Here is a 26070-nt window from a genome sequence, read left to right on the forward strand (position 1 = left end):
CGGCCGGTGAGGCCGGGCGCCCGTCGAGGCGCGTGGTGCGTCGATCAGTAACGCGAGACGCTGCGGCGACGGCCGACGCCGGCCACCAGGGCCACAGCGATGGCGGCGAGCACGACCTGCACGGCCAGCTCGGCCCAGTCGATGCCGGCGGTCTGCGTGGCGATGCCGAGCGCGCGGGCCAGGACGGTGCCCAGCAGCGCCGCGCCGACACCGATCACCATGTGCAGCCACATCGGCATGTTCTGCCGGCCCGGCACGACCAGCCGGCCCAGCGCGCCGACGATCAGACCCACGACGAGCGCGGTGATGATGCCCCAGACGGTGAACTCCACGGTCGGTCCTCCTAAAGCGATTTCGCACGTTCTGTGCGTTTGCTGTCGTGCCCGCTAAGTGCCCGACGCATCGAAAACCGAAACCGGCGGCATCGGCCGCCGCTCCCCCGGCCGGGACGAACCCGCAGGTGGGAGCGCTGCCAGCAGCTGAAAATTTCCTGGGTACGCGAACGGCCGGCGCCCCTGCGAGGGGACGCCGGCCGGTTCGTGGGCTCTGGCGGCTACTTCTTGCCGGCGGGCTTGCCGTCGCCGGAGTCGGACGAGAGCGCCGCGATGAACGCCTCCTGAGGGACCTCCACCCGGCCCACCATCTTCATCCGCTTCTTGCCCTCCTTCTGCTTCTCCAGCAGCTTGCGCTTCCGGCTGATGTCACCGCCGTAGCACTTGGCGAGCACGTCCTTGCGGATCGCGCGGATGGTCTCCCGGGCGATCACCCGGCTGCCGATGGCCGCCTGGATCGGCACCTCGAACTGCTGGCGCGGGATCAGCGTGCGCAGCTTCGCCGCGATCGTCGTGCCGTACGTGTACGCCTTGTCCTTGTGCACGATCGCGCTGAACGCGTCGACCGGCTCGCCGTGCAGCAGGATGTCGACCTTCACCAGGTCGGACGCCTGCTCGCCGGAGGGCTCGTAGTCGAGCGAGGCGTAACCCTTGGTGCGGCTCTTGAGCTGGTCGAAGAAGTCGAAGATGATCTCGGCCAGCGGCAGCGTGTAGCGCAGCTCCACCCGGTCGGCGGAGAGGTAGTCCATGCCGAGCAGGCTGCCCCGGCGACCCTGGCACAGCTCCATCACGGCGCCGACGTAGTCGTTCGGGGTCAGCACCGTGGCCCGCACCGTCGGCTCGTACACCTCGGCGATCTTGCCGGTCGGGTACTCGCTCGGGTTGGTGACCACGATCTCCTCGCCGTCCTCCTGGATGGCCCGGTAGACCACGTTCGGCGCGGTGGAGATCAGGTCGAGGTTGAACTCCCGCTCCAGCCGCTCCCGGATGATCTCCAGGTGCAGCAGGCCGAGGAAGCCGCAGCGGAAGCCGAAGCCCAGCGCGCCGGAGGTCTCCGGCTCGTAGACCAGCGCGGCGTCGTTGAGCTTGAGCTTGTCCAGCGCCTCACGCAGGTTCGGGTAGTCCGAGCCGTCGATCGGGTAGAGCCCCGAGTAGACCATCGGCTTCGGGTCCTTGTAACCGCCGAGGGCCTCCTTGGCCGGGTTGTTGTTGATGGTGACCGTGTCACCGACCCGGGACTGGCGCACGTCCTTCACGCCGGTGATCAGGTAGCCCACCTCGCCGACGCCGAGCGCGTCGGCCTTCACCATCTCCGGCGAGATGACGCCGATCTCCAGCAGCTCGTGGACGGCGCCGGTGGACATCATCTTGATCCGGTCCCGGGCCGAGATCCGGCCGTCGATCACCCGGACGTACGTGACCACGCCCCGGTAGACGTCGTACACCGAGTCGAAGATCATCGCGCGGGCCGGCGACTCGGCCTCGCCCACCGGCGGCACGAACTGCCTGACGATCTCGTCCAGGAGGTAGGGCACGCCCTCGCCGGTCTTGCCGGAGACCCTGATGCAGTCCGCCGGGTCGCCGCCGATCAGGTGGGCCAGCTCCTCGGCGTACTTCTCCGGCTGGGCGGCCGGCAGGTCGATCTTGTTGAGCACCGGGATGATGTGCAGGTCGTTCTCGAGCGCCAGGTAGAGGTTGGCGAGCGTCTGCGCCTCGATGCCCTGCGCGGCGTCGACGAGCAGGATCGCGCCCTCGCAGGCGGCGAGCGAACGGGACACCTCGTAGGTGAAGTCCACGTGGCCCGGGGTGTCGATCATGTTGAGCACGGCGGTCTCACCGGCCCGGTCGCCCTCGCGGATCGTCCACGGCATCCGCACGGCCTGGCTCTTGATGGTGATGCCGCGCTCGCGCTCGATGTCCATCCGGTCCAGGTACTGGGCGCGCATCTGCCGCGGGTCGACCACACCGGTGAGCTGCAACATCCGGTCGGCCAGGGTCGACTTCCCGTGGTCGATGTGGGCGATGATGCAGAAGTTCCGGATGCGCGCCGGGTCGGTGGCACCAGGAGCGTTCGCGCCGGGATCGAGCGTCGGTGGCACAGCGGTCCGTTCTGGTCGGCTGACGTGAGCGGGCCGGCGCGCCGCCGGCCCCCTCCATGGTCCCACGTCGCCCGGGGCGCGCCCGGGCTCCCCCTTCACTCCACCGCTATTCCAGGGGTGGCCCGACTATTCCGCGGGTGGCTCGACGAAGAGGGCGGCCAGCCTCGGCAGGCGGCGGCGGGCCTCCTCCTCGTCGTCGAAGTCCCAGAAGTCGTTCAGATCGGGCACCGGGACCGGGTCACGCTCGGCCGGCAGGTCGGACGCGGTGGCCTTCCGGTACGCGTCCCACGGCACCGCCAGCATCTGCTCGCACTCGAACTCCTCGCCGCTGAGCGCGGCGGCCCGGACCTGCGGCAGCTCGGCCAGCGCGTCCGGGTCGCCGACCGCCCGCGCGAACACCGCCCGCCCCTGGGTCATCAGCCAGCCCCGGAAGTACTCGAAGCCGTCGTCCGAGGCGCCCCCGTTGATCAGGTAGGCCGCGCCCCACAGGTCGACCTTGTAGGAGGCGGCGAGCACCCGCCGCTGGTGGTGGGCGTATCCGACGATCTCCTCCGGGTCGCACTCGGCCAGCAGTGCGACCGCCCGGGCGGCGACCGCGTCGGGCTCTCCCCCGGCGCCGGCGCGGGCCTCGTCGATCAACTGCCAGAACTCGTCGGTCCTCATGGTGGGCAGTCTGGCAGAGCCCACCGACGTGCCGGTGCGACGTGCGGCGGTGCGGCGGTGCGGCGGTGCGGCGGTGCGGCGGTGCGGCAGCATGGTGCGGTGCGCGCGATCTCCCTACCGCCCGTTCCGTACGGGTCGACGGCCGTACGGCCCGGCTGGGCCGACCTGCCGGCCGGACTGCGGGACGCGCTGGCCGCCCGGATCGGCGGCCCGCCGGCGGCGGTCCGGGTGGCAGGCGGCGGGTTCACCAGCGGCTTCGCCGCCGTGCTGACCGGCCCTGCCGGGGAGAGCGTGTTCGTCAAGGCGGCGGCACTCGACGGGCAGCGGCACCTGGTCGACTGGTACGCCCACGAGGCGGCGATCCTGGCCCGGCTCCCGGCCGGTCTGCCGGTGCCCCGGCCGCGCTGGGCGCTCACCGAGTCCGGCTGGTACGCACTCGCGCTCGACGCGATCGACGGTCACACCCCCCGGCTGCCCTGGGCGCCGGCCGAGCTGGACGCCGCCCTCGCCACGTACGCCCAGGTGGCCGCCGCGCTCGCCGAACCGCCCGCGGAGCTGGCCGCGCTCCGGCTCCCCCGCCTCGCGGACCTGGCCCGCGACGACATCCTCTGGTGGGGCGAGGTGGCCGCCCGGCGCGAGCCGTTGCCCGAGCAGGCCGCCGGCGCCCCGCTGGCCGAGCTGGTCGCGCTGGAGTCGCGCCTGCCCGGGTACGCCGACGCCGCCCCCGGACTGGCCCACGGCGACCTGCGGGTGGACAACCTCCTGATCGACTCCGACGGGCGGGCGTGGCTGTGCGACTGGCCCTGGCTCTGCCACGGGCCGGCCTGGTTCGACCTGGCCGGGCTGCTGCTCACCGCGTACGCCGGCGGCCTGGACGCGGACGCCGCGTTCGCCGGCCACCCGGCGGCGGCAGGTGCGCCCGCTGATGCGCTGGACGTGACGCTCGCCGCGCTGGCCGGGTACTTCCTGACCGGCGCCGCCGCCGGACCGTCCACCGCCTCCCCGCACCTGCGCGCCCACCAGCGCTGGAGCGGGGAGCAGGCGCTCGGCTGGCTGGCCGAGCGCCGGGGCTGGTCCTGGGCACGCCCCACCCCTACCCCTTGATCCACACCAGTTCGGCGAGGTGGCGGCATCCCACGGGCCCTGACCCCACCACCTCCCCGACGTGGCGCGCCGCTCGACCAGGCTGGGCGGAGGCGTTTTGGCTCGTCCGGGGCCGACCTGGTAGCCTGGCTTTTCGCGCGGCGATGACGCATGCTCGTCGTGCGCGTAAGCAGACCAACCCGAGCTATCAAGACGAGGCTGTCGCGTGGCGAACATCAAGTCCCAGATCAAGCGCAACCGGCAGAACGAGAAGCGCCGGCTGCGTAACAAGTCGGTCAAGTCGTCGCTGAAGACCGCCATCCGGAAGTTCCACGAGGCTGCCGAGGCGGGCGACACCGAGAAGGCCACCGTGCTCATGCGTGAGGCCACCCGCAAGCTGGACAAGGCTGCCAGCAAGGGTGTCATCCACTCGAACCAGGCGGCCAACCGGAAGTCGGCGATCGCCAAGCGCGTCGCCTCGTTCTCTGCCTGACCAGCGCTACAGATTTCACCGGAAGCCCCGGGGCCACGAGGCCACGAGGCCACGGGGCTTCCGCCTGTCCGCACTCTCCCGCAGCGCGCGGAGATCTTGGGCGATTTCGGCCCCTCTGGGGGCCATTTCGTACCAAGATCTCGGGGTGATCCGGCCCCGGCGGTGTCTTCGGCGGTCGGTCGCTCCGGCGGGACAGCACGGGGCGTCCGGAGGGCGCGGTGCGCGGTGTCGGGCGACGAGGTGCGAAAGCTGCACCCTGCGGGGCAAGGCGCGACGCGAGGCATCCGGGAGAGCGCGGGGCGCGGTGTCGGGAGGCGCGGTGTCGGGAGGCGCGGTGTCGGGAGGCGCGGTGTCGGGAGGCGCGGTGTCGGGAGGCGCGGTGTCGGGAGGCGCAGCGCCGGGCGTCCTCCGGAGGGCGCAACGCGGGGCGTCGGGAGCGCGCAGCGCGGGGCCGCTACTGCTCGTTCGGGTGGTCGAATGTCGCGCGTTGCGGGTGGTGGTAGCGGACGCCCCGGGAGTCTGTGGTCGCGCCGCCCGGCCACGCGCGGGCGCTCGGCGGCACCGCGCCGCGCGGCAGCGACCCGACGCTCGCCGCGCCGCCCGGGAGTGCGCGGGCGCTCGTGGGCACCCGGGCTCGCCCGATCACCGGCTCCATCTGGCGGCGGAAGCGGTCTCGTTCCTGCTCGGGCACCTGCGCGGCGGTGCGGACGACCATCTCGGCCACCACGTCGTTGAGCTTGACCATCGCCGCCACCGCGATCGGCAGCACCAGCACCGCCCACCAGCTCACCAGTTCGGCGAGCGCGAGCAGCACGGCCAGCGCCACCGCGCCCTCGAAGAAGAGGAAGCAGAGCACCCCACCCGGGTTGACGAAGCGCAGTCCCAGCACCCGGGCGTAGAGCGGACGGTACCGCTCCTCGTCCGTGGCCACCGTCGACCACGCTCGGGTCACCGGGCGCCGCCCTGCCGGGCCGCGGCCACCGAGAACACGGCCCGCTCCAGCGCGTACGCCCGGTCGTCGGCGCCACCCTTGACCGCCGCGTTGCACTCGGCTGCCACCCGCATCGCCTCGACCAGGCCCTCCGGCGTCCAGCCCCGGGCGCGTACCTGGGCCTTCTCGATCTTCCAGGCCGGCATGCCGAGCGTCTTGGCCAGCTGGAACGCGCTGCCCCGGCCGGCGGCGGCGACCCGGGCGACGGTCCGTACGCCGTCGGCCAGCGCATCGGCGATCGGCACCGGGTCCACGCCGACGTGCAGCGCCCACCGCAGCGCCTCCAGCGCGCCCGGCACGTCACCGACCATCGTCGCGTCGGCGACGGTGAAGCCTGTCACCTCGGCCCGTCCCCGGTAGTAGCGGGCGACAGTGTCAGCGCCGATCCGCCCGTCGGTGTCGGCGACCAGCTGCGAGCAGGCGGCGGCCAGCTCACGCATGTCGTTCCCGACGGCCGCGACCAGGGCGTCGGCCGCGTCGGGCGTGCACTTGCCGCCGATGCGGCGGATCTCGTCCCGCACGAAGGCGGCCCGCTCGCGGTCACCCTTGAGCTTCACCGCCGGCACCACAGTGGCGCCCGCCGCCCGCAGACCGTCGGCGAACGCCTTGCCCTTGGCCCCGCCCAGGTGCAGCACCACGAGCTGGACGTCCGGGTCGGGATTCTTCGCGTACGCCAGCAGCGCGGTGGACAGGTCCTTGCGGGCGTCCTGGCCGGAGCGGAGCACGAGCACCCGGCGACCGCCGAACAGCGACGGGCTGAGCATCTCGGCGATCTCGCCGACGGTGAGCGTCCCGGCCTGGTATTCCCGCACGTCCACGTCGGGGTCGACCTCGCGGGCCCGGGCGACGGCTTCGGTGACCGCTCGCGTGGCGAGCAGCTCCTCGTCGCCGAGGACGAGCACAATAGGAGGCAGGTCGGCGGGGGTCACGTCGCCCATACTCGCACGCCCTCCAACCCGGCCGGGCCTGCTCATCGGGGACTGTGACGGCGCAGCCCGCACACAGCGCAAATCCAGACATTTGACTTGATTCCCCATCTACCGCAACAAGATCCCCCCGGTTCAGCGTGGCGCTCCCGACTCGGCGCCGCGCCTCACCACCGCGAGACCGCCACCCGCCTGGACCGCCGCGACGTCCCCGTCGGTGTCGGTACGCAGCACCCGCGCACCGCCCCGGGTCAGCCGGTCCAGCAGCCCGGCGTTAGGGTGCCCGTAGTCGTTGTCGACGCCCACGCACACGAGAGCCACCGCCGGGCGTACCGCGGCCAGGAACTCCGGCGCCTGGTACGCCGACCCGTGGTGGGCGACCTTCAGCACGTCGGCCCGGATCGCGGCGGCCGGTGTGGTCTCCAGCATCGCCCGCTGCTCCTCCGTCTCGGCGTCACCGGTGAGCAGGATCCGTACCCCGCCCACGGTGGCGGCCAGAACCAGCGAGTTGTTGTTCGGATCCGACCGGCTGCCCCGCAGCGGGTACGGCGGCCCGACCGCGACCAGGTCCACCGCGCCCGCCCGCCACCGCCAGCCCGCCTGCACCGCAGCGAGCGACGCACCGGCCCGGCGGGCCGCCTCGCGTACCTGGGCAGCGCCGTAGGGTGGCTCGGACCAGGACGGACCCACCACCGCGCCCACCCGCCGGCCCCGGAACACCCCGGCCACGCCGCCGACGTGGTCGACGTGGAAGTGGCTGACCACCAGCAACGGCACCTCGCGTACGCGCAGGCGGCGCAGGCAGGCGTCCACGCCGGACGGCTCCGGGCCGGCGTCCACCACCACGGCCCGGCCGGCGGCGACCGGCAGCACCACCGCGTCCCCCTGCCCCACCGCGCACGCCACCACCACCCAGCCGCGCGGCGGCCAGCCGGAGGCGAGCAGCCGCACCGGTACCGCGCCAAGCACCACCGCCACCACGACGACAGCGATCAGCCGCCGCGCCCGGCGTCGCCGGAAGGCGAGCAGCAGCGCCACGCTCACCGCCGCCAGCAGCAGGGCCCCTGCCACCCCACCCGCCCACGGTAGGTTCCCGGCCGGCAGGTCCGCGCCGTACGCGGCCACCGCCACCAGCCAGCGCGCCGGCCAGCTCGCCAGCCAGGCGAGGAACTCCGCGCCGCCCGGCCACAGCGGCGACAGCACCGCCGCCAGCACGCCGAGTACGGTGGCCGGCGCGACGGCCGGCACCGCGAGCAGGTTCGCCGGTACCGCCACCAGGCTCACCGTCGCGGACAGTCCAGCGATCACCGGGCCGCAGGCCAGTTGCGCGGCGGCAGGCACCGCGAGCGCCTCGGCGAGCCCGGCCGGTACGCCCCGGCGCCGCAACGCGTCCCGCCATCCCGGCGCGAACAGCAGCAGTCCCCCGGTGGCGCAGACCGACAACGCGAAACCCGGGTCGCCCGCGAGGTCGGGGTCGTACAGGACCAGCCCGGTGACAGCGGTGGCGAGCGCAGGCAGCGTCGACCGGGACCGCCCGGCGGCGAGCGCGGCGAGCCCGATCGCGCCCATCGCGGCGGCACGTACCACGCTCGGTGAGGGCCGCACCAGGATGACGAACCCGACGAGCGCGAGGACGCAGAGCACGGCGGCGGTACGCGGGCCGGCGCGCGCCCAGCGGGCCAGCAGCAGCACCGCTCCGACGACGATCGCCACGTTGGAGCCGGACACCGCGTTGAGATGCGTCATCCCGGTGGCCCGGAAGTCCTCCTCCACCTCCGGCAGCAGCCGGCTGGTGTCCCCTACCACCAGACCCGGCAGCAGCCCGCCCGGCGCGTCGGGCAGCGGCTCGCAGGCCCGTTGCAGCCCGGCCCGCAGCACCCCTGCCGCTCGTTGCGGCCACGATGCGTCGCCGCGCAGCGTGGGCGGGTCGGCGGTGGAGAGCACGGCGGCGGTCAGGTCGCCGCCGCGCGGGGCGGCCAGCCTCCCCCGGCTGGTGACCCGCTGCCCGGGGAGCAGTGGACGCCAGGCCGGGTCGGTGGCGAGCACCAGCGCGCGTACGGGGCCGGTGACCCGGACGCCGTCGGGTCCGGTGAGCCGGATCAGATCCACGCGGACCAGCAGCATCGGCGGGCGGCCGGGCGCGCCGCGTACCGGGCGGGGATCGTCGCGCAGCACCAGCTCGGCGGTGACCGGGGCACGGTCGGTGACGAGCGCGCGGATCGGGGCGGCGTCGCGGACCGCGACCCGCGCGCCGGTGGCTGCCGCGCCGCAGAGCACACCGAGCAGTACGGCGACCGCGATCCAGCCGTAGCGGCGGGCAGTCGCGCTCGGCCGCCCCAGCACGCCGCCCAGGTGCAGGCCCGTGAGCAGAGCCAGCGCGGTGGCGACAGCGGCCACCCACACGGTCGACCGGACACTCAGGTGCAGCCCGGCCAACGCGGCGAGCCACGCAGCCACCGCCAGTCCGGCCAGCCGCAGGTCGGGCACGTCGCGGTCCGGCGCCTTACCGTCGGTGGTGCCGGAGGCTGCGGAAGCGCCCGGGCCACGCTCACCACCCGCCGCAGCGCCGGGCAACACCCGCTCCGCGCCGATCGCCGCAGCACCCACTCGATTCGGGACGCTCTCACCGGCGAGGCCGGGGCGATCCGGTGCCCGGCGCGGTCCGCGACGGGCGGTCACACCGTCACCAGTTCCTTGAGCTGCTCGTACCGGGCGTCGCCGATGCCGTCGACCTGCCGCAGGTCGGACACGGACCGGAACCCGCCGTTGCGGTCCCGGTGGTCGAGGATCCGCTGGGCGAGCACCGGGCCGACGCCCGGTAGCGCGTCGAGCTGGGCCAGCGTCGCGGTGTTGAGGTTGACCGGGCCGGCGGGTGCCGCCGAGCCGCCCGGCGCACCGCCGCCCGCCGCCGGGCCGGGTGCGGCCTGCCCGGGTGGGGCGGTGACGCCGACCAGGATCAGCTCCCCGTCCGTGACCTTGCGGGCGGGATTGAGCAGCGCCACGTCGACGCCGGGCAGCGCGCCGCCCGCCGCCTCGATCGCGTCGGCCACCCGCGCGCCGGCCGGGAGGCGGACGAGGCCGGGACGCCGGACCTTGCCGGCGAGCGCGACGACCACCTGACCGGGTGAGCCCGCCGACATCGGCGCTCCGGGCACCGCGCCGGTCGTGGCACTCACCGGCGCCTCGGAGGACGCCGCGACCGGCTGGACGGGCTCGGCGCTGGGACGCGCGCGCCACGCCCAGACGGCAGCCACCACGACCACCACTGCGGCCACCGCCGCGAGCGCGCGTACGCCCCGGCGGCCGGGATCGAACGCCCCGGGGCCGGGCAGCCGCGACGCGAGCCCACGCTCGGTCGCCGGAGCGTCGCCTATGCCGTCGGCGTCCGGATCGGCGGAGGCTGGCTCCGACCCGAACGAATGCTCCCGCCCGCTGTCGTGCTCTGGAAAGCCGGGGCGCAGGCCGGGAACCGGCTCGATCTCGTCCGTAGCAGGCCCGGGCCGAGCTCGGAGATCGGGCCAGGGGACGCCGAGGGCGGGCCCGGCACCGGCACCGGCCCCGAAGACCGGCCCGGCTTCCCCGAGACCGGACACGCGACCGGGCCCGGAGACGCGGCCGAGACCGGACACGCTGCCGGACCCGGACACGGTGCCGGGCCCGGACAGGGACGGCCCCGGCCGCCGCGAGGACCGCTCCGCCCTGCCCGACTCGCCCAAGCGGTCAGCGGGGATCGGCGGAACAGCAGCGGCATCCGTGAACCCGAACAGCCGGGCGAGCCGCCGCCGTACCGTCGTCTCCTCGTCGTCTGGCACGGCTCGGGACGCTACGGCGACGGCTCGCCCCGCATCGGCCGGTGAGTCCTCGCCTGTGGACAGCACGGGCACTGTGGACAGGCACCCGATCAAGCCCCGGCTCTGCTAGGTGTGCCCGGGTGACGGATCGCCGGCGGCGGGCGTGGTCATGTCAACGTGCCTCCGGGTCCAGCCCGAGCACCGCCCGTCCTCCGTCGACCGGCACCGTCGCGCCGTTGACGAACGAGGCGCGGTCGGAGAGCAGGAACGCGACCACCTCGGCCACCTCGTCGGTACGCCCGATCCGGCCGGCCGGGTGCAGCCGGGCCACCTCCGCGTCGACGTGCGCCGCCTCCTCCGGGTCGAGTCCGGCGAGGTAGGCGGCGTGCCGTTCGGTGTGGATGGAGCCGAGCGCGACCGCGTTGGCGCGGATTCCGCGGGGAGCGTAGTCGACGGCGAGCGCCCGGGTCAGCCCCTCCAGCGCGGCCTTCGCGGTGGCGTACGGCAGGGCGCCCGGCACCGCCCGGCGGGCCTGGTGGGAGGAGACGTTGACGATCGCGCCGCCGGTCCCAGCCGCAAGGAACCGGCGTACGGCGGTGGCGGCCCCGGCCACGGCGGGGCGCAGGTTGAGCGCGATCAGGTCGACGACCTCGCCCGCGGGCGCACGGTGCAGGTCGGCGTTGCGGAAGACGGCGGCGTTGTTGACCCAGCCGGCCAGCGGCGCGTACGCCTCGGCGCGGTCGGCGGCCCGGCCGGTGACCGTCTCGTCGCCGGCGTCCCCGGTGACGGCGTGCAGCCGGTCGGCGAGCGGATGCCGGGCCAGCCAGTCCAGCGCGCCGGTGTCCCGCTCGACCACGACCACTGTGCCACCGTCGGCGGCCAGCCGTTCGACGACGGCCCGCCCGACGCCGCGCCCGCCGCCGGTGACGACGTACGACAGCAGGCTCATCCGGCCACCCTAGGGCGTGCGGCGGTGAACCACCACGCAGGCCAGCCCAGGTCCGGCGTGGGCGGCGACGACGGCTCCGGCCTCGGTGACGTACGTGTCGCGCAGGCGGTCGCCCAGCCGCTCGGTCAGCGCCGCCAGCAACTGCTCGGCCCGCTGCGGCGCGGCGAGGTGGTGCACCGCGATGTCCACAGGGGCGTCCCCTGCCGCCTCGACTGCGAGGTCGACCAGGCGTGCCACGCCCCGGCTGGCGGTACGGACCTTGTCCTTGACCACGATCGCGCCGTCCGGCATGTGCATGATCGGCTTGACCGAGAGGGCGGTGCCGAGCAGCGCCTCGGCCGCGTTGATCCGGCCGCCCCGGCGCAGGAACTCCAGGGTGTCGACGTAGAAGTAGATGGTGGTCCGGGCGACCGCGTCGAGCGCCGCGTCGCGTACCCCGGTCAGGTCGGCGCCCCGCGCGGCGGCCGCGGCGGCGGCGAGCGCCGGGAAGCCGAGGCCCATGCCTGTGGATCGGCTGTCCACGACTGTGACGCGGTCGTCGCCGACCTCGGCGGCGGCCAGCCGGGCGGCTTCGACGGTGCCGGACAGTTCGGCGGACAGGTGCACCGACACCACGCCGTCGGCGCCCTCGGCGAGCAGCGCGCGGTAGACCTGCGCGAACTGTTCGGGCGCGGGCCGGGACGTGCTCACCGAGACCCGCCGGCCGCTCAGCGCGCGGGTGGCGTCGGCCGGGGAGGTCTCGACGCCCTCCAGCCCTTCTGCGCCGTTGAGGACGACTGTGAGCGGGACGACTGTGAGCCCGCGTGCGCGGACCAGGTCGGGGGGCAGGTAGGCGGTGGAGTCGGTGACGACCGCGACGGGCATGACCGGCACGCTAGCCGATGGCGCTGTGACGTGCCGGGGCCGGAGGTGTCAGACCGCGTCGGTGAGCGCCGGCTGGGTGATCAGGCCGACGTTGTGTGCGCGCAGGTGCCAGCCCGGGCGGGTGCGCCGCTCCACGCCGTCGTTGTGGCGCAGCTCGGTCCAGTGGCAGTTCGCCAGCGAGCCGAGGCTGCGCAGCACCGTGTGGTCCCAGCCGAGCAGGTGCCCGACGCCCTGCCGGGCGCCGCCGCCGTGGGTGGTCACCACGACGGTGCCGCCGGTGGCGAGGTCGGCCGCGTCCTGGAACCCGGCGCCGAGTCGGGCGCCCAGGTCGCCCAGGGGCTCGATGCCGGCGCCGGGGTCGGGGTCGCCGGCCCGCCAGCGGGCGTACTCGTCGGGGAACCGCTCGGCCACCTCGGTCAGGGTGAGGCCCTGCCACTGGCCGAAGTGCCGTTCGCGCAGCCGGGCGTCGGAGCGGACCGGCAGCCCGGTCAGCGCCGCGAGCGCGGCGGCGGTGTCGGCGGCCCGGCGCAGGTCGCTGGCGACGATCGCGTCCGGGCGCAGCGCGGCCAGCACCGGCGCCGCGGCGCGGGCCTGCTCCCGGCCGAGGTCGTTGAGCGGCACGTCGGTCTGACCCTGGACCCGGCTCGCGGCGTTCCAGTCGGTGTTGCCGTGCCGCCAGATGATCAGGCGGGTCATTCCGCGGTGGCGGTGCCGGCGGCCGAGTCGGCCAGGTCGCGATCGGTGAACGGGATCTGCGGGCAGTCCTTCCAGAGCCGGTCGAGCGCGTAGAACTCGCGCTCCTCGGTGTGCTGGACGTGGACCACGATGTCGACGTAGTCGAGCAGCACCCAGCGGCCACCCCGCTCGCCCTCGCGGCGCACCGGCTTGGCCTTCTCCGGCAGCTCCAGCAGGCGCTCCTCGATGGCGTCGACGATGGCGAGCACCTGACGCTCGTTCGGAGCGGCGGCCAGCAGGAACGCGTCGGTGATCGCGAGCTGGTCGCCCACGTCGATGATGACGATGTCCTGTGCCTTCTTGTCGGCCGCGGCCTGGGCGGCGGCCATCGCCAGCTCGTGCGCGCGTTCGGAAACTGTCACCGTTCTCCTTCGATCAACCGTGCGACCCTCCAAGCCTCTCACACCCGGCGGTGCGGCGACTTGTCAGTTCTGGTCGATTTCAGGCATGAACCGGGATGTAAGGGGGCGAATCATCGCTGGTAGAGGCGCCGTTTCGCGATGTACTGCACCACACCGTCGGGCACCAGGTACCACACCGGCTCCCCGCGGGCGACGCGCGCGCGGCAGTCGGTCGAGGAGATGGCCATCGCGGGCACCTGCACCAGGCTCACCGAGTCGGCGGGGAGGTGCTTGTCGGTGAGTTCGAAGCCGGGCCGGGTCACGCCGATGAAGTGGGCCAGTTCGAGCGCCTCGTCCAGGTCCTTCCAGGAGAGGATGCGCTCCAGGGCGTCCGCGCCGGTGATGAAGAACAGCTGCGCCTTCGGGCCGTACTCGGCGTGCAGGTCGCGCAGCGTGTCGACGGTGTAGGTGGGACCGCCCCGGTCGATGTCGACCCGGCTCACCTGGAAACGCGGGTTGGAGGCGGTGGCGATCACTGTCATGAGGTAGCGGTCCTCGGCCGGGGTGACCGCTTCCTCCGCCTTCTGCCACGGTTGCCCGGTCGGCACGAAGACGACCTCGTCCAGGCCGAACCGGTCGGCCACCTCGCTCGCCGCCACCAGGTGCCCGTGGTGGATCGGGTCGAACGTGCCGCCCATGATGCCGACCCGCCGGATGTCTTCCTCCACCCAGCGATCGTAGGCCGCGCGCCGGACGGGCCCGGGCGGGGTCGGCCACGCCGGGCGGATCAGCCCGCCCGGCGTGCCCCGGTCAGGCCGACGCGGCGGCCACAGCCGTCCGGGCCACGAGCGCCCGGCGCATGTCGTCGTCCAGGTCGGTCACCCATCGCCGCAGGCCGGGCGTGAGGTCGTCGCGGGCCAGCAGCGCCGCGGCCATCTCCCGGGTGGGTTGCGACACGGCGTAGCGGGGGTACGCGGCCACCGTGACCGCGTCGGCCACCCACGCGGTACGCAGACGCGCCGCCCCCGGCATGTCGGTGAAGTAGCGCTCCACGTACCCGGCGGTCAGCTCGGCCTGCTCGGGCTGCCAGAAGCCCTCGGCGGTCGCCTCGACGAGCCGGTTGGACAGCTCGGTGCTGCGGGTGACGATCTCCCAGGCGGCACGTTTCGCGTCGGCGTCGGGCAGCGCGGCCCGGCACGCGGCGGCCTGCTCGGCGCCGGTGGCGCTGCGGTCGCCGTCCGCCTCGGCGTCGATCTCCGGCGCACCGGCGGCGCCGAGCACCACGAGCCGGCGCAGCACCGCCCAGCGCAGGTCGGCGTCGACCGCGAGCCCCGGCGGCACGTCCTTGCCGGCGAGCCAGCCGGTCAGCATGGCCGTGTCGGTGGTGGCGCCGATCAGACCCCGCACCGCCGCCAGTTGCAGGGAGCCGCCAGCGGGCGCCGAGTCGAGCAGCGCCCCGCAGGCGGTCGCCACCCGCAGCAGCGCCGCGTCCCGGGCGAGCGGGCCGAGGTAGCGGTCGATCAGCCGGCGGCTGAGCAGCAGCACGTCCTCGACGATCGTCACCTCGGTCTCGGCGGGCAGCGCCGCCGCGATCAGCCCGGCGAGCGCGCCGGCCGGCCGTTCCCCGTCGGTGACCGCGTCCAGCGTCTCGGCCCAGAGCAGCGCCCGGGCCAGCGGGTCGTCGAGCCCCGGCAGCAGCAGCGGCACCGCGTCCGCCGAGGCCGGGTCGAGGCGGATCTTGGCGAACGTCAGGTCACCGGCGTTCGGCAGCACGAGCCCGGTGGCGGGCCGCCCGACCAGCTCCGGCAGCGGCGTGCGACCGCCGTCGGCGTCGGGGTCGAGGTCGACCTCGAACCGGTACGCCGGGCCGTCGGCGGTGTGGTGGGCCACCCCGATGCGGTGCGGCCGCTGCACCGGGTGGCTCGCCGGGGCGGTCTGCACGATCGCCACCTCGGTCCACCGCCCGTCGGCGTCCACAGCGGTGTCGACCCGCAGCGTGTTCACCTGCGCGCGGCGCAGCCAGCGTTCCGCCCAGCCGTCCAGGTCACGGCCGCTCGCCGTACCCAGGGCGGCCAGCAGGTCGGCGAGCGTGGCGTTGCCGAACCGGTGCGCCGCGAAGTGTGCGTTCAGCCCGGCCAGGAACGCCTCGTCACCGAGCCAGGCGACGAGCTGGCGCAGCACGCTGGCGCCCTTGGCGTACGAGATGCCGTCGAAGTTGAGCAGCGCCTGGGCGGCGTCGGCCACCTCCTCCGGTGCCACCGGGTGGGTGGAGGGACGCTGGTCGGCGGTGTAGCCCCACGCCTTGCGGCGGCTCGCGAACGTGGTCCACGCCCGGTCGAACCGGGTCGCCTCGGCGGTCACCCGGGTGCCCAGGTATTCGGCGAAGGACTCGTTGAGCCAGAGGTCGTCCCACCAGCTCATGGTGACCAGGTCGCCGAACCACATGTGCGCCATCTCGTGGGCGATGGTGGTGGCGCGCAGCTCCCGCTGGGTGTCCGTGACGGCGGAGCGGAAGACGTAGTCGTCGCGGATCGTGACCAGGCCCGGGTTCTCCATCGCGCCGGCGTTGAACTCGGGCACGAACGCCTGGTCGTACTTGCCGAACGGGTAGCGCTCGGCGAACAGCTCGTGGAAGCGGTCGAAGCACTGCCGGGTGACGGTGAAGATCTCCTCGGCGTCGGCGTCCAGGTGGGCCGCGAGCGAACGCCGGCAGTAGAGGCCGAGCGGGATGCCGTCGTGCTCCGCGCGCAGCACGTGCCAGGGCCCGGCGATCAGCGAGACGAAGTAGGTGGCCAGCGGCTCGGTGGTGGCGAACTCCCAGCGCCCGGGCGCGGGGCGGTCGGCGAGCGGCCCGTTGGCGGCGACAGTCCACTCCGGCGGCGCGGTGACCGTCAGCGTCACCGGCGCCTTCAGGTCGGGCTGGTCGAACGCGGCGAAGATGCGCGGCCCGTCGTCCAGGAAGGACATCGCGTAGAGGTAGGTCTCGCCGTCGGCCGGGTCGACGAAACGGTGCAGCCCTTCGCCGGTGTTGGAGTAGGCCATCTCGGCCTCGACGGTGAGCGTGTTCGTCGCGGCCAGGCCGGTCAGCGGCAGCCGGTCGCCGGCCAGCAGGGCCGGGTCGATGGCGCGGCCGTTGAGGCGGGCGGCGAGGAGTCGGCGCGGCTTGACGTCGACGAAGGTCTCGGCTCCGGGGGTGGCCCGGAACCGGATGGTGACGGCGGAGCGGAACCGCTCGGCGTCGCCGGTCAGATCGAGGTCCACATCGTAGGACTCGACGGTGATCGACGCGCGGCGCGCGGTCGCCTCTGCACGGGTGAGGCTCGGCATCCGCTTATCCTGCCCGATGAGGTCCGCTCGGGCCGTCTCGTTACGCATGGCGATGGAGGAACAGCGATGGGTCAGCACCCCAAGGGCGATTTCGACCTCTCCCGGGCGGTTTGGCAGCGGGCTGAGGGCGACACCTCCGAGGGAGCGGTCGAAGTGGCCTTCGTCGACGACCTGATCGGTATGCGCAACTCCGCCGAGCCGGACGGGCCGGTGCTGGTCTTCACGCAGGCCGAGTGGGACGCGTTCGTCGCGGGCGCCCAGGACGGCGAGTTCGACCTGGACTGAGCGCGCCTCAGTCACCGTCGCCCCAGCCGAGGCCGCCCGGACCGGGCGCGTGGTGGAAGCCGGGGTGACCGGCCACGTCGGCGCAGCGCTCGCCGTCGGGCCCGGCGGCGTCGCAGAACAGCCGCTCGGCGCGGTGCCAGGCGTCCGCCGGGGACAGCGCCGCCGCGCCGAGCGCCAGCTCCGGGCGGAGCAGGCCGAGTGCTTCGGCGTACGCCACGGCGTGCTCCCGCGCGACGGCGGGATCGGTGGCGGCGAAGCCCAGGTGCACGGTGAAGTAACGCGGCGGGCGGCCGGCGGCGCGCCGGGGCGTGCCGATCAGCGGCCCGTCGCGGCCGTCGCCGCGCAGCCGGGCCGGTGCCTCGCGGTGCCGTCGTGCCGCCCTGTCGTCACGCATCGGTGCCCTCCCCCGTGGTCGGTGACGCCCGCCGTACGTCGCGGCGGCGGGCGGCGGGCCGGTCGCCGCCGGTCCGCGAACCCGAGCCAACCAGCTTTTCCGTGCCCGGGGAGGGGCCAGCACCGGCTCGCGTGGCCGGCCCCTCCCCCACGGGGCCGGAGCTGCTGGAATGGAGGGTTCGGCCGCGCCGACCCGGGTAGGTAGGCAGCGCCGCCGAACCGCGTCAGGAGCAGCCGAGATGAGTACCATGCCGAGCGACCGGAGCCCGGACAGCACGCTGGCGTTCCTCCGGGAGGGCTACCGCTTCGTCGGCGACCGCTGCGACCGCCTCGGCACCGACGTCTTCCAGACCCGGCTGCTGCTGGAGCCGACGATCTGCCTGCGCGGCCGGGAGGCCGCCGAGCTGTTCTACGACGAGGAGCGGTTCGTCCGGCGCGGCGCCATGCCGATGCGCGGGCAGCGCACGCTCACCGGCGTCGGCGGCGTGCAGGGCCTCGACGGGCAGGCCCACCTGGTCCGCAAGGCGATGTTCATGTCGATCATGACGCCGGCCGCGATCCGCCGCCTCGGGGAGATCTTCGACGAGCAGTGGCGGGCCCGGATCCCGGTCTGGGCACAGGACGGCCCGGTGGCGCTCTACGACGAGGTGGGAAAGATCCTGACCCGTACGGTCTGGGCCTGGGCCGGGGTACTGCTGGCCGAGGCCGACGTGCCGCGCCGTACCGCCGAGATGCACGCGATGATCGAGGCGCCGGCCGCGCTGGGCCCCCGGCACTGGCGCGGACGGCTCGGCCGCCGGCACGCGCAACGCTGGGCCGGCGACCTGATCGAGCGGGTACGCGCGGGCGCGGTGCCCGCACCGGAGGGCAGCGCGCTGGCGGTCGTGGCCGGGCACCGGGACGAACGAGGGCTGCCGCTGCCCCGCCGGATCGCCGCCGTGGAACTGCTGAACGTGCTGCGCCCCACCGTCGCGGTCGACCGGTACGTGGTCTTCGCCGCGCTGGCGCTGCACGACCACCCGCACTGGCGGGACCGGCTACCAGGCGACGACGCCGCGACCGAGCAGTTCGTGCAGGAGGTACGCCGCTACTACCCGTTCTTCCCGGTCGCCGCGGCCCGGGTCCGCCGCTCGTTCCAGTGGCGGGGGTACGCGTTCCCGCAGGGCCGGCGGGTGCTGCTCGACCTGTACGGCACCAACCACCACCCCGGCGTGTGGCCCGAGCCGGAACGGTTCCGCCCGGAGCGTTTCGCCGGCTGGCGCGACGACCCGTTCGGCCTGGTCCCGCAGGGCGGCGGCGACCACTACACCGGCCATCGCTGCGCCGGTGAGTGGATCACGATCGAGCTGATGAAGCGGGCGGTGACGAACCTGACCGGCGCGATGAGCTACCGCGTACCGCCGCAGGACCTGGCGCTCGACCTCGGCTCCATGCCGGCGTTGCCGCCCGCCGGGCTGGTGCTCGACGGGGTGCGCCCGGCCGACGGCGCACGCCCGGCCGGTGGGGTACGCCCGCCGCGCTGAACCGGGCCAAGCCGGGGTCGATCTCGCCGGCCGCGATACCCGACACAGCCCGGCCGAAACGGTTTCAGCAGCCGCATTCCGGGCAAGTCGCGTCACCCGGCACGAGGGGAGACGACATGACCCGACCGACCGCCGCGCAGCCACGCGACGAGGGCGCCGCGTCCGCGCCGGTCCGGCTGCCGATGGCGTACGTCCTGCCGCTGCGCGCCCACGACGACGGCGGCCTGGACGAGCTGACCGGGTACCTGCGCGAGCTGAGCCGGTGGGTCGACGTGGTGGTGGTCGACGGATCGGCGCCGGAGCTGTTCGCCCGGCACGCCGAAGCCTGGCGCGGGCTGGTCCGGCACGTGCCGCCGGACCCGGCGCTGCGCGGGCGCAACGGCAAGGTGCTCGGCGTGCTCACCGGCGTCGCGCTGGCCCGGCACGAGCACGTGGTGATCGCCGACGACGACGTCCGGTACGACCGGGCGGCCCTGTGCGCGGTGCACCAGCTGCTGGACGGGGTGGACCTGGTCCGGCCGCAGAACCACTTCGACCCGCTGCCCTGGCACGCCTGGTGGGACACCGGCCGGACGCTGCTGGCCCGCGTGTTCGGCGGGGACTGGCCGGGCACGCTCGGGGTGCGGCGGAGCACGTTCCTGGCGATGGGCGGCTACGACCCCGACGTGCTCTTCGAGAACCTGGAGCTGGTCCGCACCGTGCGCGCGTACGGCGGCAGCACCGCCACCCCGGCGTGGCTGTACGTGCGGCGGCTACCGCCCGCCGCCGCGCACTTCCTCGGGCAGCGCGTCCGCCAGGCGTACGACGAGACGGCCCGGCCGGTGTGGCTGCTCGCCGCGCTGGCGGTGCTGCCGGCGACGGCTGTCGCGCTCGCCACCCGCCGGCCCGGGCTGCTGCTGCGCGCCGGACTGGCGACCGTGGCAGTGGCGGAGCTGGGCCGGCGACGGGCCGGCGGCGCCCGGGTCTTCCCGGCGCACACCAGCCTGGCGGCTCCCGCCTGGGTGCTGGAACGCGGCCTGTGCGCCTGGCTGGCGGTGGGCCGGCGGCTGCGCGGCGGGGTGCCCTACGCGGGCGCCCGGCTGCGGACGGCGGCCCACCCCACAGGTGTCCTGCGCCGGCGGATGACGCGGCGCCGCCCCGACGATCTGGTGCTCTGGGTGGAGACCGGGGCGCTGCCCCCACCGTTGCGCGCCGAGGTGTAAGGAAGGGCCCCTTCTTATCGCCTGGGCGATAAGAAGGGGCCCTTCCCAACCGAGAACGCGGACCTTCAGGACCGCACCTGCTCGGCGCTGTGCCGGACGTCGTGGGCGGCGGCGCGGCCGTCGTCCTTGACGGTGTGCGCGGCGTCCTGCGCGGTGGCCTTCACCGACTCGGCGGCGTGCTGCGCCGGCTCGCGCAGCTCCTCCTTCAGCTCACCGGCGACCTCGCCCAGCTTCTCCTTCACCACCCCGCCGTGCTCGGCGGCCTTCTCCTTGACCTGCGCGGCGACCTGCTGCTCACGGCGGGTGGCCGGGATCAGCGAGGAGACCAGCATGCCGACGCCGAAGGCGATCACGCCGGCGGCGATCGGGTTGCCCTCGGACTTGCGCCGCACCACCTGCGGCGCCCGGTGGGCGGCGTCGCTCACCGTGGCGGCGGCGGACTGCGCCTTGTCGCCCACGGAGGAGGCCATCGAGGAGGCGTGGTCGCCCACCGAGTGGGCGGCGTGGCCGGTGCTGTGGCCGAGGTCCGAAGCGGTTCCCATCACCTTGTCCTTCACGTTCGTCAGCGCGCTGCGCACACGCTGCTTGCGGTCGTCGACGATGCGGCTCGGGCTGACCTTGTACGCCAGGGCGTCCACGTCCGAGCTGAGGTTGTTGCGGGTGGCTTCGATCTCGCGGCGGATCTGCTCGGGATCGGTGCTCATCGGATGACTCCCTCCGGGTGCGGCTTGAGCGCGTCGGGGATGCGCTGCACGCTGTCGTTGGTCTGCTTCAGGCCGCGGATCCGCTCGGCGTTCTTCTTGCCCATCGAGTACAGGACCGCCGCGACAGCGGCCCAGATGACGGCCACGATCAGCGCGGCCAGCCCGGAGTCCATGACGTTGTCGAGGAACTGCCAGATCGCGATCGAGACGAAGAGCGCCACCATGTAGCCGCCGAAGCCGGCGCCGCCGAACAGTCCGGCGGCCTTGCCCGCCTTCTTGCCCTCCTGGCGGATCTCCGCCTTGGCCAGCTCGACCTCCTGGCGCATCAGCGTGGACAGGTCGGTGGTGACCTGGCGCATCAGGTCGCCGAGCGAGCTGCCGCGCACCTCGTCGGCGTGGGGCGGGGCACCCGCCGCCTGATAGCCGGGGTCCTGCGTGGGTACGGTCATGCCGTCGCCTCCCTTCTGCCGGTGCGGCCGGTCACGGGCGGGGAGCGCCGGTCGACGGGACACCCGGCAGCGGGTCGGTGCGCTCCGGCGGCGGCAGCGGCTGACCGGTGCCACCCGCCGGGTCGGCCCAGGTGTTCGGGGCGCCGCCGGCCGGGTAGGTCGCGCCCGGCGCGGAGTAGCCCGGGTCCGGCTCGGCGTAGCTGCCCGGCGTCGGGTCGAGGTAGCCGCCCGGCGGGACCTGGTCCGGCACCTCACGGGCGGTCGGGATGACGGCGGTGCGGTCCGGGTCGTACGCCGGCCGCGCCGTGCTGTCGTCGCCGATCGCGGCGATGTTGCGGGTGAGCCGCCCGGCGACCACGCCGAGCAGCGCCGCCCCGACGAGGAACGTGCCGGGGTTGCGGCGGGCGTAGGTCTTCACCTCGTTGAGCAGGTCGCCCGGCTCGCGCTGCTCCAGCCAGCCGGCCACGCCGTGCACGCGCTCGGCCGCCTGGTGGGCCAGCTCGGTGACCGGCCCGGAGCCGCCACCCTGCTGCGCCATGGTGCGCATCTCGTCGGCGAGCGACCGCAGTCCGCTGGCGGCGCGCTGCTGCTGCTGACCGGCCTGCGCGGTGACCTGGCTGCGGGTCTCGCCGTAGAGGTCGCGGGCCTGCCGCTTGGCCTCGCCCACCACCTCCCGGCCCTGCTCCTTGGCGGTCTGCGCGACGGCGCCGCCCGCGTTCGCGGCGTCGGAGCCGACCTGGCGGGCCTGGTCACGCACACCGCCACCACCGTTCGTCGACTGGTACGTGGCCGAACTGGGGGAAAGATCCTGAGTCATGGTGTCCCTTCCGCTCGTACTTCCCAGCGGGTGTCTTCGGGGGGTACGCGGATTTGTTTCCGCGTGACAAGTGCCCTACCCCAGGTCGGCGGCTCCATGCCTGATTCGTGAATTCTCTGCGGGACCGGCCCGCCCCGGTCAGACAATGGGGTGCCCGCCCGCCCGGGCGGCGGCGAGTTCCACGGGGGTGACAGGGATGGCACGTGACCTGCGCGAACACGCGCCCGCCCGGCCTGCGGTGCAGAAGGTAGCCCTCGCGGCGGCGGCTCTCTTCGCGCTGATCGGCGTGCTCGGCTTCGTGCCCGGCATCACCACGCACTACGGCGAGATGACGTTCGCCGGGCACCACTCCGAGGCGAAGCTTCTCGGGGTGTTCCAGGTCTCGGTGCTGCACAACCTGGTGCACCTGCTGTTCGGGCTGGTCGGTCTGGTGATGGCCCGGCGGCTGGCCGGGGCACGGGTGTTCCTGGCCGTCGGCGGCGCGCTCTACCTGGTGCTGTGGCTGTACGGCTTCGCCATCGACCGGGACACGTCGGTCAACTTCGTACCGGTGAACGACGCCGACAACTGGCTGCACCTGGCCCTCGGTTTCGGCATGCTCGCCGCCGGCCTGCTGCTGAACAACAACCTCGGCACCGGCACCCGGGTGGAGGCCCCCTTCGACCGCCCCTGACCAGGCGCGACACGCCGGTGCGGCGTTTGCCCCGGCCCGACGCCGGGCAGGAGGGCAACCGCGAGCGGGTCGAGGAGGTCCGGCGATGCCACGGTGGTTGCGCGACAACATGCTCTCGGTCGCCATGCTCGGCGCGTTCCTGGTCTTCCTGCTGCTCCAGAGCGTGTTCGGCTGGCAGGTGCACAACGAGGAGCTGAGCCGGTACGGCGCCGAGCCGCTGAGCTGGTGGGCCTATCTCGGCACCGGGCACTTCGCCGAGGCGGTGTTCGAGAACTGGGAGTCGGAGTTCCTCCAGATGGGCGGCTACGTGCTGCTCACCGCGTACCTGGTGCAGAAGGGCTCGGCCGAGTCGAAGCCGGAGGACCAGACGGACCGCCCGGAGGACGACCGCGACCACGCCCGCCCCGATTCACCGTGGCCGGTACGCGCCGGCGGGCTGCCGCTCGTGGTCTACCGCAACAGCCTCGCCGTCGCGCTTCTGATGATCTTCGGGGGCGCGTTCCTGGGGCACCTGTTCGGCGGCGTGGCCGCCTACAACCAGGAGCAGGCGCTGGAGAGCGGCGCCGCCCCGATCAGCGCGTGGCAGTTCCTCGGCACCAGCGACTTCTGGTTCCAGTCGATGCAGAACTGGCAGAGCGAGTTCCTCGCCGTGGGCGTGCTGATCCTGCTCAGCATCGTGCTGCGCCAGCACGCCAGCCCCGAGTCGAAGCCGGTCACCGCGCCGCACGCGCAGACGAGCGCCTGAGCGTCAGGCCGCCACCGGCAGCCGCTTGGCGAAGCAGACGCTGTACGGGTTGTCCACGTACTCGCCGTAGACCGGGATCGGCTCGTAACCGCTGGACCGGTAGAGCCCGATCGCGGCCGGCAGGTAGGTGCCCGTCTCCAGGCACACAGTGCGGTGCCCCTGCTGGAACGCCAGCTCCTCCAGCGCCACGAGCAACTGCCGGGCGATGCCCCGCCCCCGGTACGCCGGCCGTACGTACATCCGCTTCAGCTCGCCGGTGTCGGCGTCGAGCGCCTGGAGGCCGCCGCAGCCGACCGCCCGGCCGCCCACCACGGCGGCCAGGTAGTGGATGTCGGTGTGCACGACTGTGACCTGCCCGTCCAGCCCGCCGTCCGCGTCGCGCAGCTCACGCTGCTGGGCGACGACGAGCGCGGCGATCTCCGGATCGGTGGAGGGACGGGACTCGATCAACATGCCCGTACGCTAGATCGGCCGGATTTCGCGCAGGTTTCCCGCCACCGACCCGCAAACGGCTACTCGGCGTCCGCTTCCGCCGCGGGCGCGGCCTCGACCTCGTCCTCCGGCCGGACCCGGCGGGCCTTGCGGGCCGCCAGCCGGTCGGACGCCGACGGACGGTTCGACTTCTCCTCCAGCCGTACGTCGGTGCCCCGGTTACCGGGCACGAAGTCGACACCGGCGTAGAGCGTCGGCTGCCAGTCGAACTCCCGGTCGCCGATGCGCACCAGGTCACCGGCCTGCGCGCCGGCCTTCGCGAGCTTCTCCTCGACGCCGAGGCGGGCCAGCCGGTCGGCCAGGTAACCCACTGCCTCGTCGTTGTCGAAGTTGGTCTGCTTCACCCAGCGCTCCGGCCGGCTGCCGCGCACCGTGTACGAGCCGTCCGGCTCGGCCTCGATGGTGAAGCCGGCGTCGTCGACCGCCTTCGGGCGGATCACGATCCGGGTCGGCTCGGCCGGTGGGGCGGCCCGGCGGCCCTGGTCGACCAGCTCCGCCATCGCGTACGTCAGCTCCCGCAGGCCCTCCCGGGTGGCGGCCGAGACGTCGAACACGCGCAGGCCGCGCGCCTCCAGGTCGGGGCGGACGATGTCGGCGAGGTCCTTGCCGTCCGGCACGTCGACCTTGTTGAGCGCGACCAGCCGGGGCCGGTCGGCCAGGCCGCCGTACTGGGACAGCTCCGACTCGATGGCGTCGATGTCGGCGAGCGGGTCGCGGCCGGGCTCCAGCGTCGCGGTGTCGATCACGTGCACCAGCACGGCGCAGCGCTCGACGTGGCGGAGGAACTCCAGGCCCAGGCCCTTGCCGCTGGCCGCGCCCGGGATCAGGCCCGGCACGTCGGCGACGGTGAAGGTGTGGTTGTCCACCCGCACCACGCCCAGGTTGGGCACCAGCGTGGTGAAGGGGTAGTCGGCGATCTTCGGCTTGGCCGCGGAGATCACCGAGATCAGCGACGACTTGCCCGCCGACGGGAAGCCGACCAGGCCCACGTCGGCGACGCTCTTGAGCTCCAGCACGACGTCCAGCCGGTCGCCGGGCTCACCCAGCTCGGCGAAGCCCGGCGCCTTGCGGCGGGCGTTCGCCAGCGAGGCGTTGCCGCGCCCGCCCCGGCCGCCCCGGGCCGCCTCGAACGTGGTGCCGACGCCGACCAGGTCGGCCAGCACCTCGCCGTCGAGGCTCTGCACGACGGTGCCGTTCGGCACCTTGATGACCAGGTCACGGCCGTTGGCGCCGTCCCGGTTCGAGCCGGCGCCGCCCTTGCCGTTCTCGGCCTTCAGGTGCGGCCGGAAGTGGAAGTCGAGCAGCGTGGTGACCTGCGGGTCGACCACCAGCGACACGCTGCCGCCGTGGCCGCCGTTGCCGCCGTCCGGCCCGCCGAACGGCTTGAACTTCTCCCGGTGGATCGAGACACAGCCGTGCCCGCCGTCGCCGGCCTGCATGTGCAGGACGACCCGGTCAACGAACGTCGTCACGACGCCAATCCTTCCAGCGGGGTCCGCCCCGCACGGGGAAAAGCGAAGCGGGCCGGGACTCGAGGTCCGCGGCCCGCAACGCTTACAGAACTACTGCTGAGGCACGATGCTGACGGTCTTGCGACCGCGCTTGGTGCCGAACTGCACCGAGCCGGCGGCCAGCGCGAACAGCGTGTCGTCGCCGCCACGGCCGACCAGGTCACCGGGGTGGAACTTGGTGCCACGCTGACGGATGAGGATCTCACCCGCGCTGACGACCTGACCACCGAAGCGCTTCACGCCGAGCCGCTGGGCCGCGGAGTCACGGCCGTTACGCGAGCTGGACGCACCCTTTTTGTGAGCCATTGGAGGACGACCTACTTCCCGCTGGAGATGCCGGTCACCTTGACCTGGGTCAGCGGCTGGCGGTGACCCTGGCGCTTGTGGTAGCCGGTCTTGTTCTTGAACTTGTGGATCCGGATCTTCGGGCCCTTGGTGTGCGCGGCGATCTCGCCGGACACCGCGACCTTGGCGAGCTTCGCCGCTTCGGTCACCAGGTCGTCACCGTCGACGAGGAGCACCGCGGTGAGCTTCACCGCGTCGCCGGGGGCACCGGCGAGCTTCTCGACCTCGATCACGTCGCCCTCGGCGACCTTGTACTGCTTGCCGCCGGTCTTGACGATCGCGTACATCGGAGGCGGACTCCCTGTCGTTGAGGCTGCTGGCGTCTATTGCACCGTTG

At 73.9% G+C, this 26070-nt stretch carries 28 protein-coding genes; 7 read left to right on the top strand and 21 right to left on the bottom strand.

Annotation, left to right across the window (positions count from 1 at the left end; all coding sequences use genetic code 11):
• Positions 1-44: 44 nt before the first annotated feature.
• From MICAU_RS24220 to MICAU_RS24230, 3 genes are all read right to left on the bottom strand, one after another.
• Positions 45-332 carry a GlsB/YeaQ/YmgE family stress response membrane protein gene (locus tag MICAU_RS24220; protein WP_013287984.1) on the bottom strand — a complete coding sequence of 96 codons (288 nt, stop codon included), beginning with the start codon at positions 330-332 and terminating at the stop codon, positions 45-47.
• A gap of 221 nt (positions 333-553) precedes the next feature.
• Entirely contained in the window at positions 554-2431 is a 1878-nt protein-coding gene (gene lepA / locus MICAU_RS24225; RefSeq protein WP_013287985.1) for a translation elongation factor 4, read from the bottom strand.
• Between the two features lie 126 nt (positions 2432-2557).
• Positions 2558-3094 (bottom strand): DUF4240 domain-containing protein, encoded by a 537-nt coding sequence (locus MICAU_RS24230; protein ID WP_013287986.1) that lies wholly within the window; start codon positions 3092-3094, stop codon positions 2558-2560.
• Positions 3095-3193: 99 nt separating this feature from the next.
• Here MICAU_RS24230 and MICAU_RS24235 point away from each other — a divergent pair, with 99 nt between their 5' ends.
• Positions 3194-4198: a phosphotransferase family protein gene (locus MICAU_RS24235; protein WP_083791346.1), complete on the top strand. Its 1005-nt coding sequence runs from the start codon at positions 3194-3196 to the stop codon at positions 4196-4198.
• A gap of 205 nt (positions 4199-4403) precedes the next feature.
• Positions 4404-4670: a 30S ribosomal protein S20 gene (rpsT, locus tag MICAU_RS24240; RefSeq protein ID WP_013287988.1), complete on the top strand. Its 267-nt coding sequence runs from the start codon at positions 4404-4406 to the stop codon at positions 4668-4670.
• Between the two features lie 454 nt (positions 4671-5124).
• On the opposite strand, the gene MICAU_RS24245 is transcribed toward rpsT, so the two are convergent.
• The 10 genes from MICAU_RS24245 to pepN form a co-directional block, all read right to left on the bottom strand.
• Positions 5125-5622: a hypothetical protein gene (locus MICAU_RS24245; RefSeq protein WP_013287989.1), complete on the bottom strand. Its 498-nt coding sequence runs from the start codon at positions 5620-5622 to the stop codon at positions 5125-5127.
• Complete coding sequence (holA, locus tag MICAU_RS24250; RefSeq protein WP_013287990.1) at positions 5619-6599, bottom strand: DNA polymerase III subunit delta; 981 nt, start codon at positions 6597-6599, stop codon at positions 5619-5621. The genes MICAU_RS24245 and holA overlap by 4 nt, the downstream gene beginning before the upstream one ends.
• Positions 6600-6722: 123 nt before the next feature.
• Positions 6723-9074 (bottom strand): ComEC/Rec2 family competence protein, encoded by a 2352-nt coding sequence (locus MICAU_RS24255; protein ID WP_013287991.1) that lies wholly within the window; start codon positions 9072-9074, stop codon positions 6723-6725.
• 188 nt (positions 9075-9262) lie between these two features.
• Positions 9263-10048 carry a ComEA family DNA-binding protein gene (locus MICAU_RS32085; protein ID WP_369830090.1) on the bottom strand — a complete coding sequence of 262 codons (786 nt, stop codon included), beginning with the start codon at positions 10046-10048 and terminating at the stop codon, positions 9263-9265.
• A gap of 502 nt (positions 10049-10550) precedes the next feature.
• On the bottom strand, positions 10551-11327 hold the full coding sequence (locus MICAU_RS24265) for an SDR family NAD(P)-dependent oxidoreductase (protein ID WP_013287993.1): 777 nt from the start codon (positions 11325-11327) through the stop codon (positions 10551-10553).
• Between the two features lie 9 nt (positions 11328-11336).
• Positions 11337-12191, bottom strand: a complete 855-nt coding sequence (locus MICAU_RS24270; RefSeq protein WP_013287994.1) for a DegV family protein — start codon at positions 12189-12191, stop codon at positions 11337-11339.
• Between the two features lie 48 nt (positions 12192-12239).
• Positions 12240-12887: a histidine phosphatase family protein gene (locus MICAU_RS24275; RefSeq protein WP_013287995.1), complete on the bottom strand. Its 648-nt coding sequence runs from the start codon at positions 12885-12887 to the stop codon at positions 12240-12242.
• Positions 12884-13288 carry a ribosome silencing factor gene (rsfS, locus tag MICAU_RS24280; RefSeq protein WP_013287996.1) on the bottom strand — a complete coding sequence of 135 codons (405 nt, stop codon included), beginning with the start codon at positions 13286-13288 and terminating at the stop codon, positions 12884-12886. The genes MICAU_RS24275 and rsfS overlap by 4 nt, the downstream gene beginning before the upstream one ends.
• Before the next feature lie 110 nt (positions 13289-13398).
• Positions 13399-13995: a nicotinate-nucleotide adenylyltransferase gene (gene nadD, locus MICAU_RS24285; RefSeq protein ID WP_013475510.1), complete on the bottom strand. Its 597-nt coding sequence runs from the start codon at positions 13993-13995 to the stop codon at positions 13399-13401.
• 82 nt (positions 13996-14077) lie between these two features.
• Positions 14078-16594, bottom strand: coding sequence for an aminopeptidase N (gene pepN / locus MICAU_RS24290; protein ID WP_013287998.1), 2517 nt, complete (start codon positions 16592-16594; stop codon positions 14078-14080).
• A 66-nt stretch (positions 16595-16660) separates the two neighbouring features.
• Between pepN and MICAU_RS24295 the strand changes: the two genes are divergently transcribed.
• The gene (locus MICAU_RS24295; protein WP_013287999.1) at positions 16661-16879 is read left to right on the top strand and encodes a DUF397 domain-containing protein; all 219 of its coding nucleotides are present in this window, start codon (positions 16661-16663) and stop codon (positions 16877-16879) included.
• A gap of 7 nt (positions 16880-16886) precedes the next feature.
• Here the strand turns inward: MICAU_RS24295 and MICAU_RS24300 are convergent, their stop codons facing one another.
• On the bottom strand, positions 16887-17273 hold the full coding sequence (locus MICAU_RS24300) for a hypothetical protein (RefSeq protein WP_013288000.1): 387 nt from the start codon (positions 17271-17273) through the stop codon (positions 16887-16889).
• 238 nt (positions 17274-17511) lie between these two features.
• Between MICAU_RS24300 and MICAU_RS24305 the strand changes: the two genes are divergently transcribed.
• On the top strand, positions 17512-18795 hold the full coding sequence (locus MICAU_RS24305) for a cytochrome P450 (protein ID WP_013288001.1): 1284 nt from the start codon (positions 17512-17514) through the stop codon (positions 18793-18795).
• A gap of 116 nt (positions 18796-18911) precedes the next feature.
• Positions 18912-19997, top strand: coding sequence for a glycosyltransferase family 2 protein (locus MICAU_RS24310; protein ID WP_013288002.1), 1086 nt, complete (start codon positions 18912-18914; stop codon positions 19995-19997).
• Between the two features lie 65 nt (positions 19998-20062).
• On the opposite strand, the gene MICAU_RS24315 is transcribed toward MICAU_RS24310, so the two are convergent.
• Genes MICAU_RS24315 through MICAU_RS24325 form a run of 3 tightly spaced genes read right to left on the bottom strand, consistent with a single transcriptional unit; the run spans position 20063 to position 21967 of the window.
• A complete protein-coding gene (locus tag MICAU_RS24315; protein ID WP_013288003.1) occupies positions 20063-20701 on the bottom strand; it encodes a DUF3618 domain-containing protein in 639 nt (212 codons plus the stop codon).
• Positions 20698-21150: a phage holin family protein gene (locus tag MICAU_RS24320; protein ID WP_013288004.1), complete on the bottom strand. Its 453-nt coding sequence runs from the start codon at positions 21148-21150 to the stop codon at positions 20698-20700. The genes MICAU_RS24315 and MICAU_RS24320 overlap by 4 nt, the downstream gene beginning before the upstream one ends.
• A gap of 31 nt (positions 21151-21181) precedes the next feature.
• Positions 21182-21967, bottom strand: a complete 786-nt coding sequence (locus tag MICAU_RS24325) for a hypothetical protein (RefSeq protein ID WP_013288005.1) — start codon at positions 21965-21967, stop codon at positions 21182-21184.
• 208 nt (positions 21968-22175) lie between these two features.
• Here MICAU_RS24325 and MICAU_RS24330 point away from each other — a divergent pair, with 208 nt between their 5' ends.
• Positions 22176-22640, top strand: a complete 465-nt coding sequence (locus MICAU_RS24330) for a DUF4383 domain-containing protein (RefSeq protein ID WP_041799328.1) — start codon at positions 22176-22178, stop codon at positions 22638-22640.
• 85 nt (positions 22641-22725) lie between these two features.
• A complete protein-coding gene (locus MICAU_RS24335) occupies positions 22726-23385 on the top strand; it encodes a DUF6766 family protein (RefSeq protein WP_013288007.1) in 660 nt (219 codons plus the stop codon).
• 3 nt (positions 23386-23388) lie between these two features.
• Here MICAU_RS24335 and MICAU_RS24340 read toward each other — a convergent pair whose 3' ends face one another.
• The 4 genes from MICAU_RS24340 to rplU form a co-directional block, all read right to left on the bottom strand.
• A complete protein-coding gene (locus MICAU_RS24340; protein ID WP_013288008.1) occupies positions 23389-23838 on the bottom strand; it encodes a GNAT family N-acetyltransferase in 450 nt (149 codons plus the stop codon).
• A gap of 59 nt (positions 23839-23897) precedes the next feature.
• Positions 23898-25349, bottom strand: a complete 1452-nt coding sequence (gene obgE, locus MICAU_RS24345) for a GTPase ObgE (protein WP_013288009.1) — start codon at positions 25347-25349, stop codon at positions 23898-23900.
• 90 nt (positions 25350-25439) lie between these two features.
• Positions 25440-25694: a 50S ribosomal protein L27 gene (gene rpmA, locus MICAU_RS24350; RefSeq protein WP_013288010.1), complete on the bottom strand. Its 255-nt coding sequence runs from the start codon at positions 25692-25694 to the stop codon at positions 25440-25442.
• A gap of 11 nt (positions 25695-25705) precedes the next feature.
• Positions 25706-26020 (bottom strand): 50S ribosomal protein L21, encoded by a 315-nt coding sequence (gene rplU, locus MICAU_RS24355; RefSeq protein ID WP_013288011.1) that lies wholly within the window; start codon positions 26018-26020, stop codon positions 25706-25708.
• Between the last annotated feature and the right edge of the window lie 50 nt (positions 26021-26070).

This window comes from Micromonospora aurantiaca ATCC 27029, assembly GCF_000145235.1.
GTDB classification, from domain to species: Bacteria; Actinomycetota; Actinomycetes; order Mycobacteriales; family Micromonosporaceae; genus Micromonospora; species Micromonospora aurantiaca.

Excerpts from the sequence above, each read along its gene's own strand:
- MICAU_RS24230 (WP_013287986.1), bottom strand. The coding sequence starts at position 3,094 with ATGAGGACCGACGAGTTCTGGCAGTTGATCGACGAGGCCCGCGCCGGC.
- holA (WP_013287990.1), bottom strand. The coding sequence starts at position 6,599 with ATGGGCGACGTGACCCCCGCCGACCTGCCTCCTATTGTGCTCGTCCTC.
- MICAU_RS24265 (WP_013287993.1), bottom strand. The coding sequence starts at position 11,327 with ATGAGCCTGCTGTCGTACGTCGTCACCGGCGGCGGGCGCGGCGTCGGG.
- MICAU_RS24270 (WP_013287994.1), bottom strand. The coding sequence starts at position 12,191 with ATGCCCGTCGCGGTCGTCACCGACTCCACCGCCTACCTGCCCCCCGAC.
- MICAU_RS24275 (WP_013287995.1), bottom strand. The coding sequence starts at position 12,887 with ATGACCCGCCTGATCATCTGGCGGCACGGCAACACCGACTGGAACGCC.
- pepN (WP_013287998.1), bottom strand. The coding sequence starts at position 16,594 with ATGCCGAGCCTCACCCGTGCAGAGGCGACCGCGCGCCGCGCGTCGATC.
- MICAU_RS24295 (WP_013287999.1), top strand. The coding sequence starts at position 16,661 with ATGGGTCAGCACCCCAAGGGCGATTTCGACCTCTCCCGGGCGGTTTGG.
- MICAU_RS24300 (WP_013288000.1), bottom strand. The coding sequence starts at position 17,273 with ATGCGTGACGACAGGGCGGCACGACGGCACCGCGAGGCACCGGCCCGG.
- MICAU_RS24305 (WP_013288001.1), top strand. The coding sequence starts at position 17,512 with ATGAGTACCATGCCGAGCGACCGGAGCCCGGACAGCACGCTGGCGTTC.
- MICAU_RS24310 (WP_013288002.1), top strand. The coding sequence starts at position 18,912 with ATGACCCGACCGACCGCCGCGCAGCCACGCGACGAGGGCGCCGCGTCC.
- MICAU_RS24315 (WP_013288003.1), bottom strand. The coding sequence starts at position 20,701 with ATGAGCACCGATCCCGAGCAGATCCGCCGCGAGATCGAAGCCACCCGC.
- MICAU_RS24320 (WP_013288004.1), bottom strand. The coding sequence starts at position 21,150 with ATGACCGTACCCACGCAGGACCCCGGCTATCAGGCGGCGGGTGCCCCG.
- MICAU_RS24325 (WP_013288005.1), bottom strand. The coding sequence starts at position 21,967 with ATGACTCAGGATCTTTCCCCCAGTTCGGCCACGTACCAGTCGACGAAC.
- MICAU_RS24335 (WP_013288007.1), top strand. The coding sequence starts at position 22,726 with ATGCCACGGTGGTTGCGCGACAACATGCTCTCGGTCGCCATGCTCGGC.
- MICAU_RS24340 (WP_013288008.1), bottom strand. The coding sequence starts at position 23,838 with ATGTTGATCGAGTCCCGTCCCTCCACCGATCCGGAGATCGCCGCGCTC.
- rpmA (WP_013288010.1), bottom strand. The coding sequence starts at position 25,694 with ATGGCTCACAAAAAGGGTGCGTCCAGCTCGCGTAACGGCCGTGACTCC.
- rplU (WP_013288011.1), bottom strand. The coding sequence starts at position 26,020 with ATGTACGCGATCGTCAAGACCGGCGGCAAGCAGTACAAGGTCGCCGAG.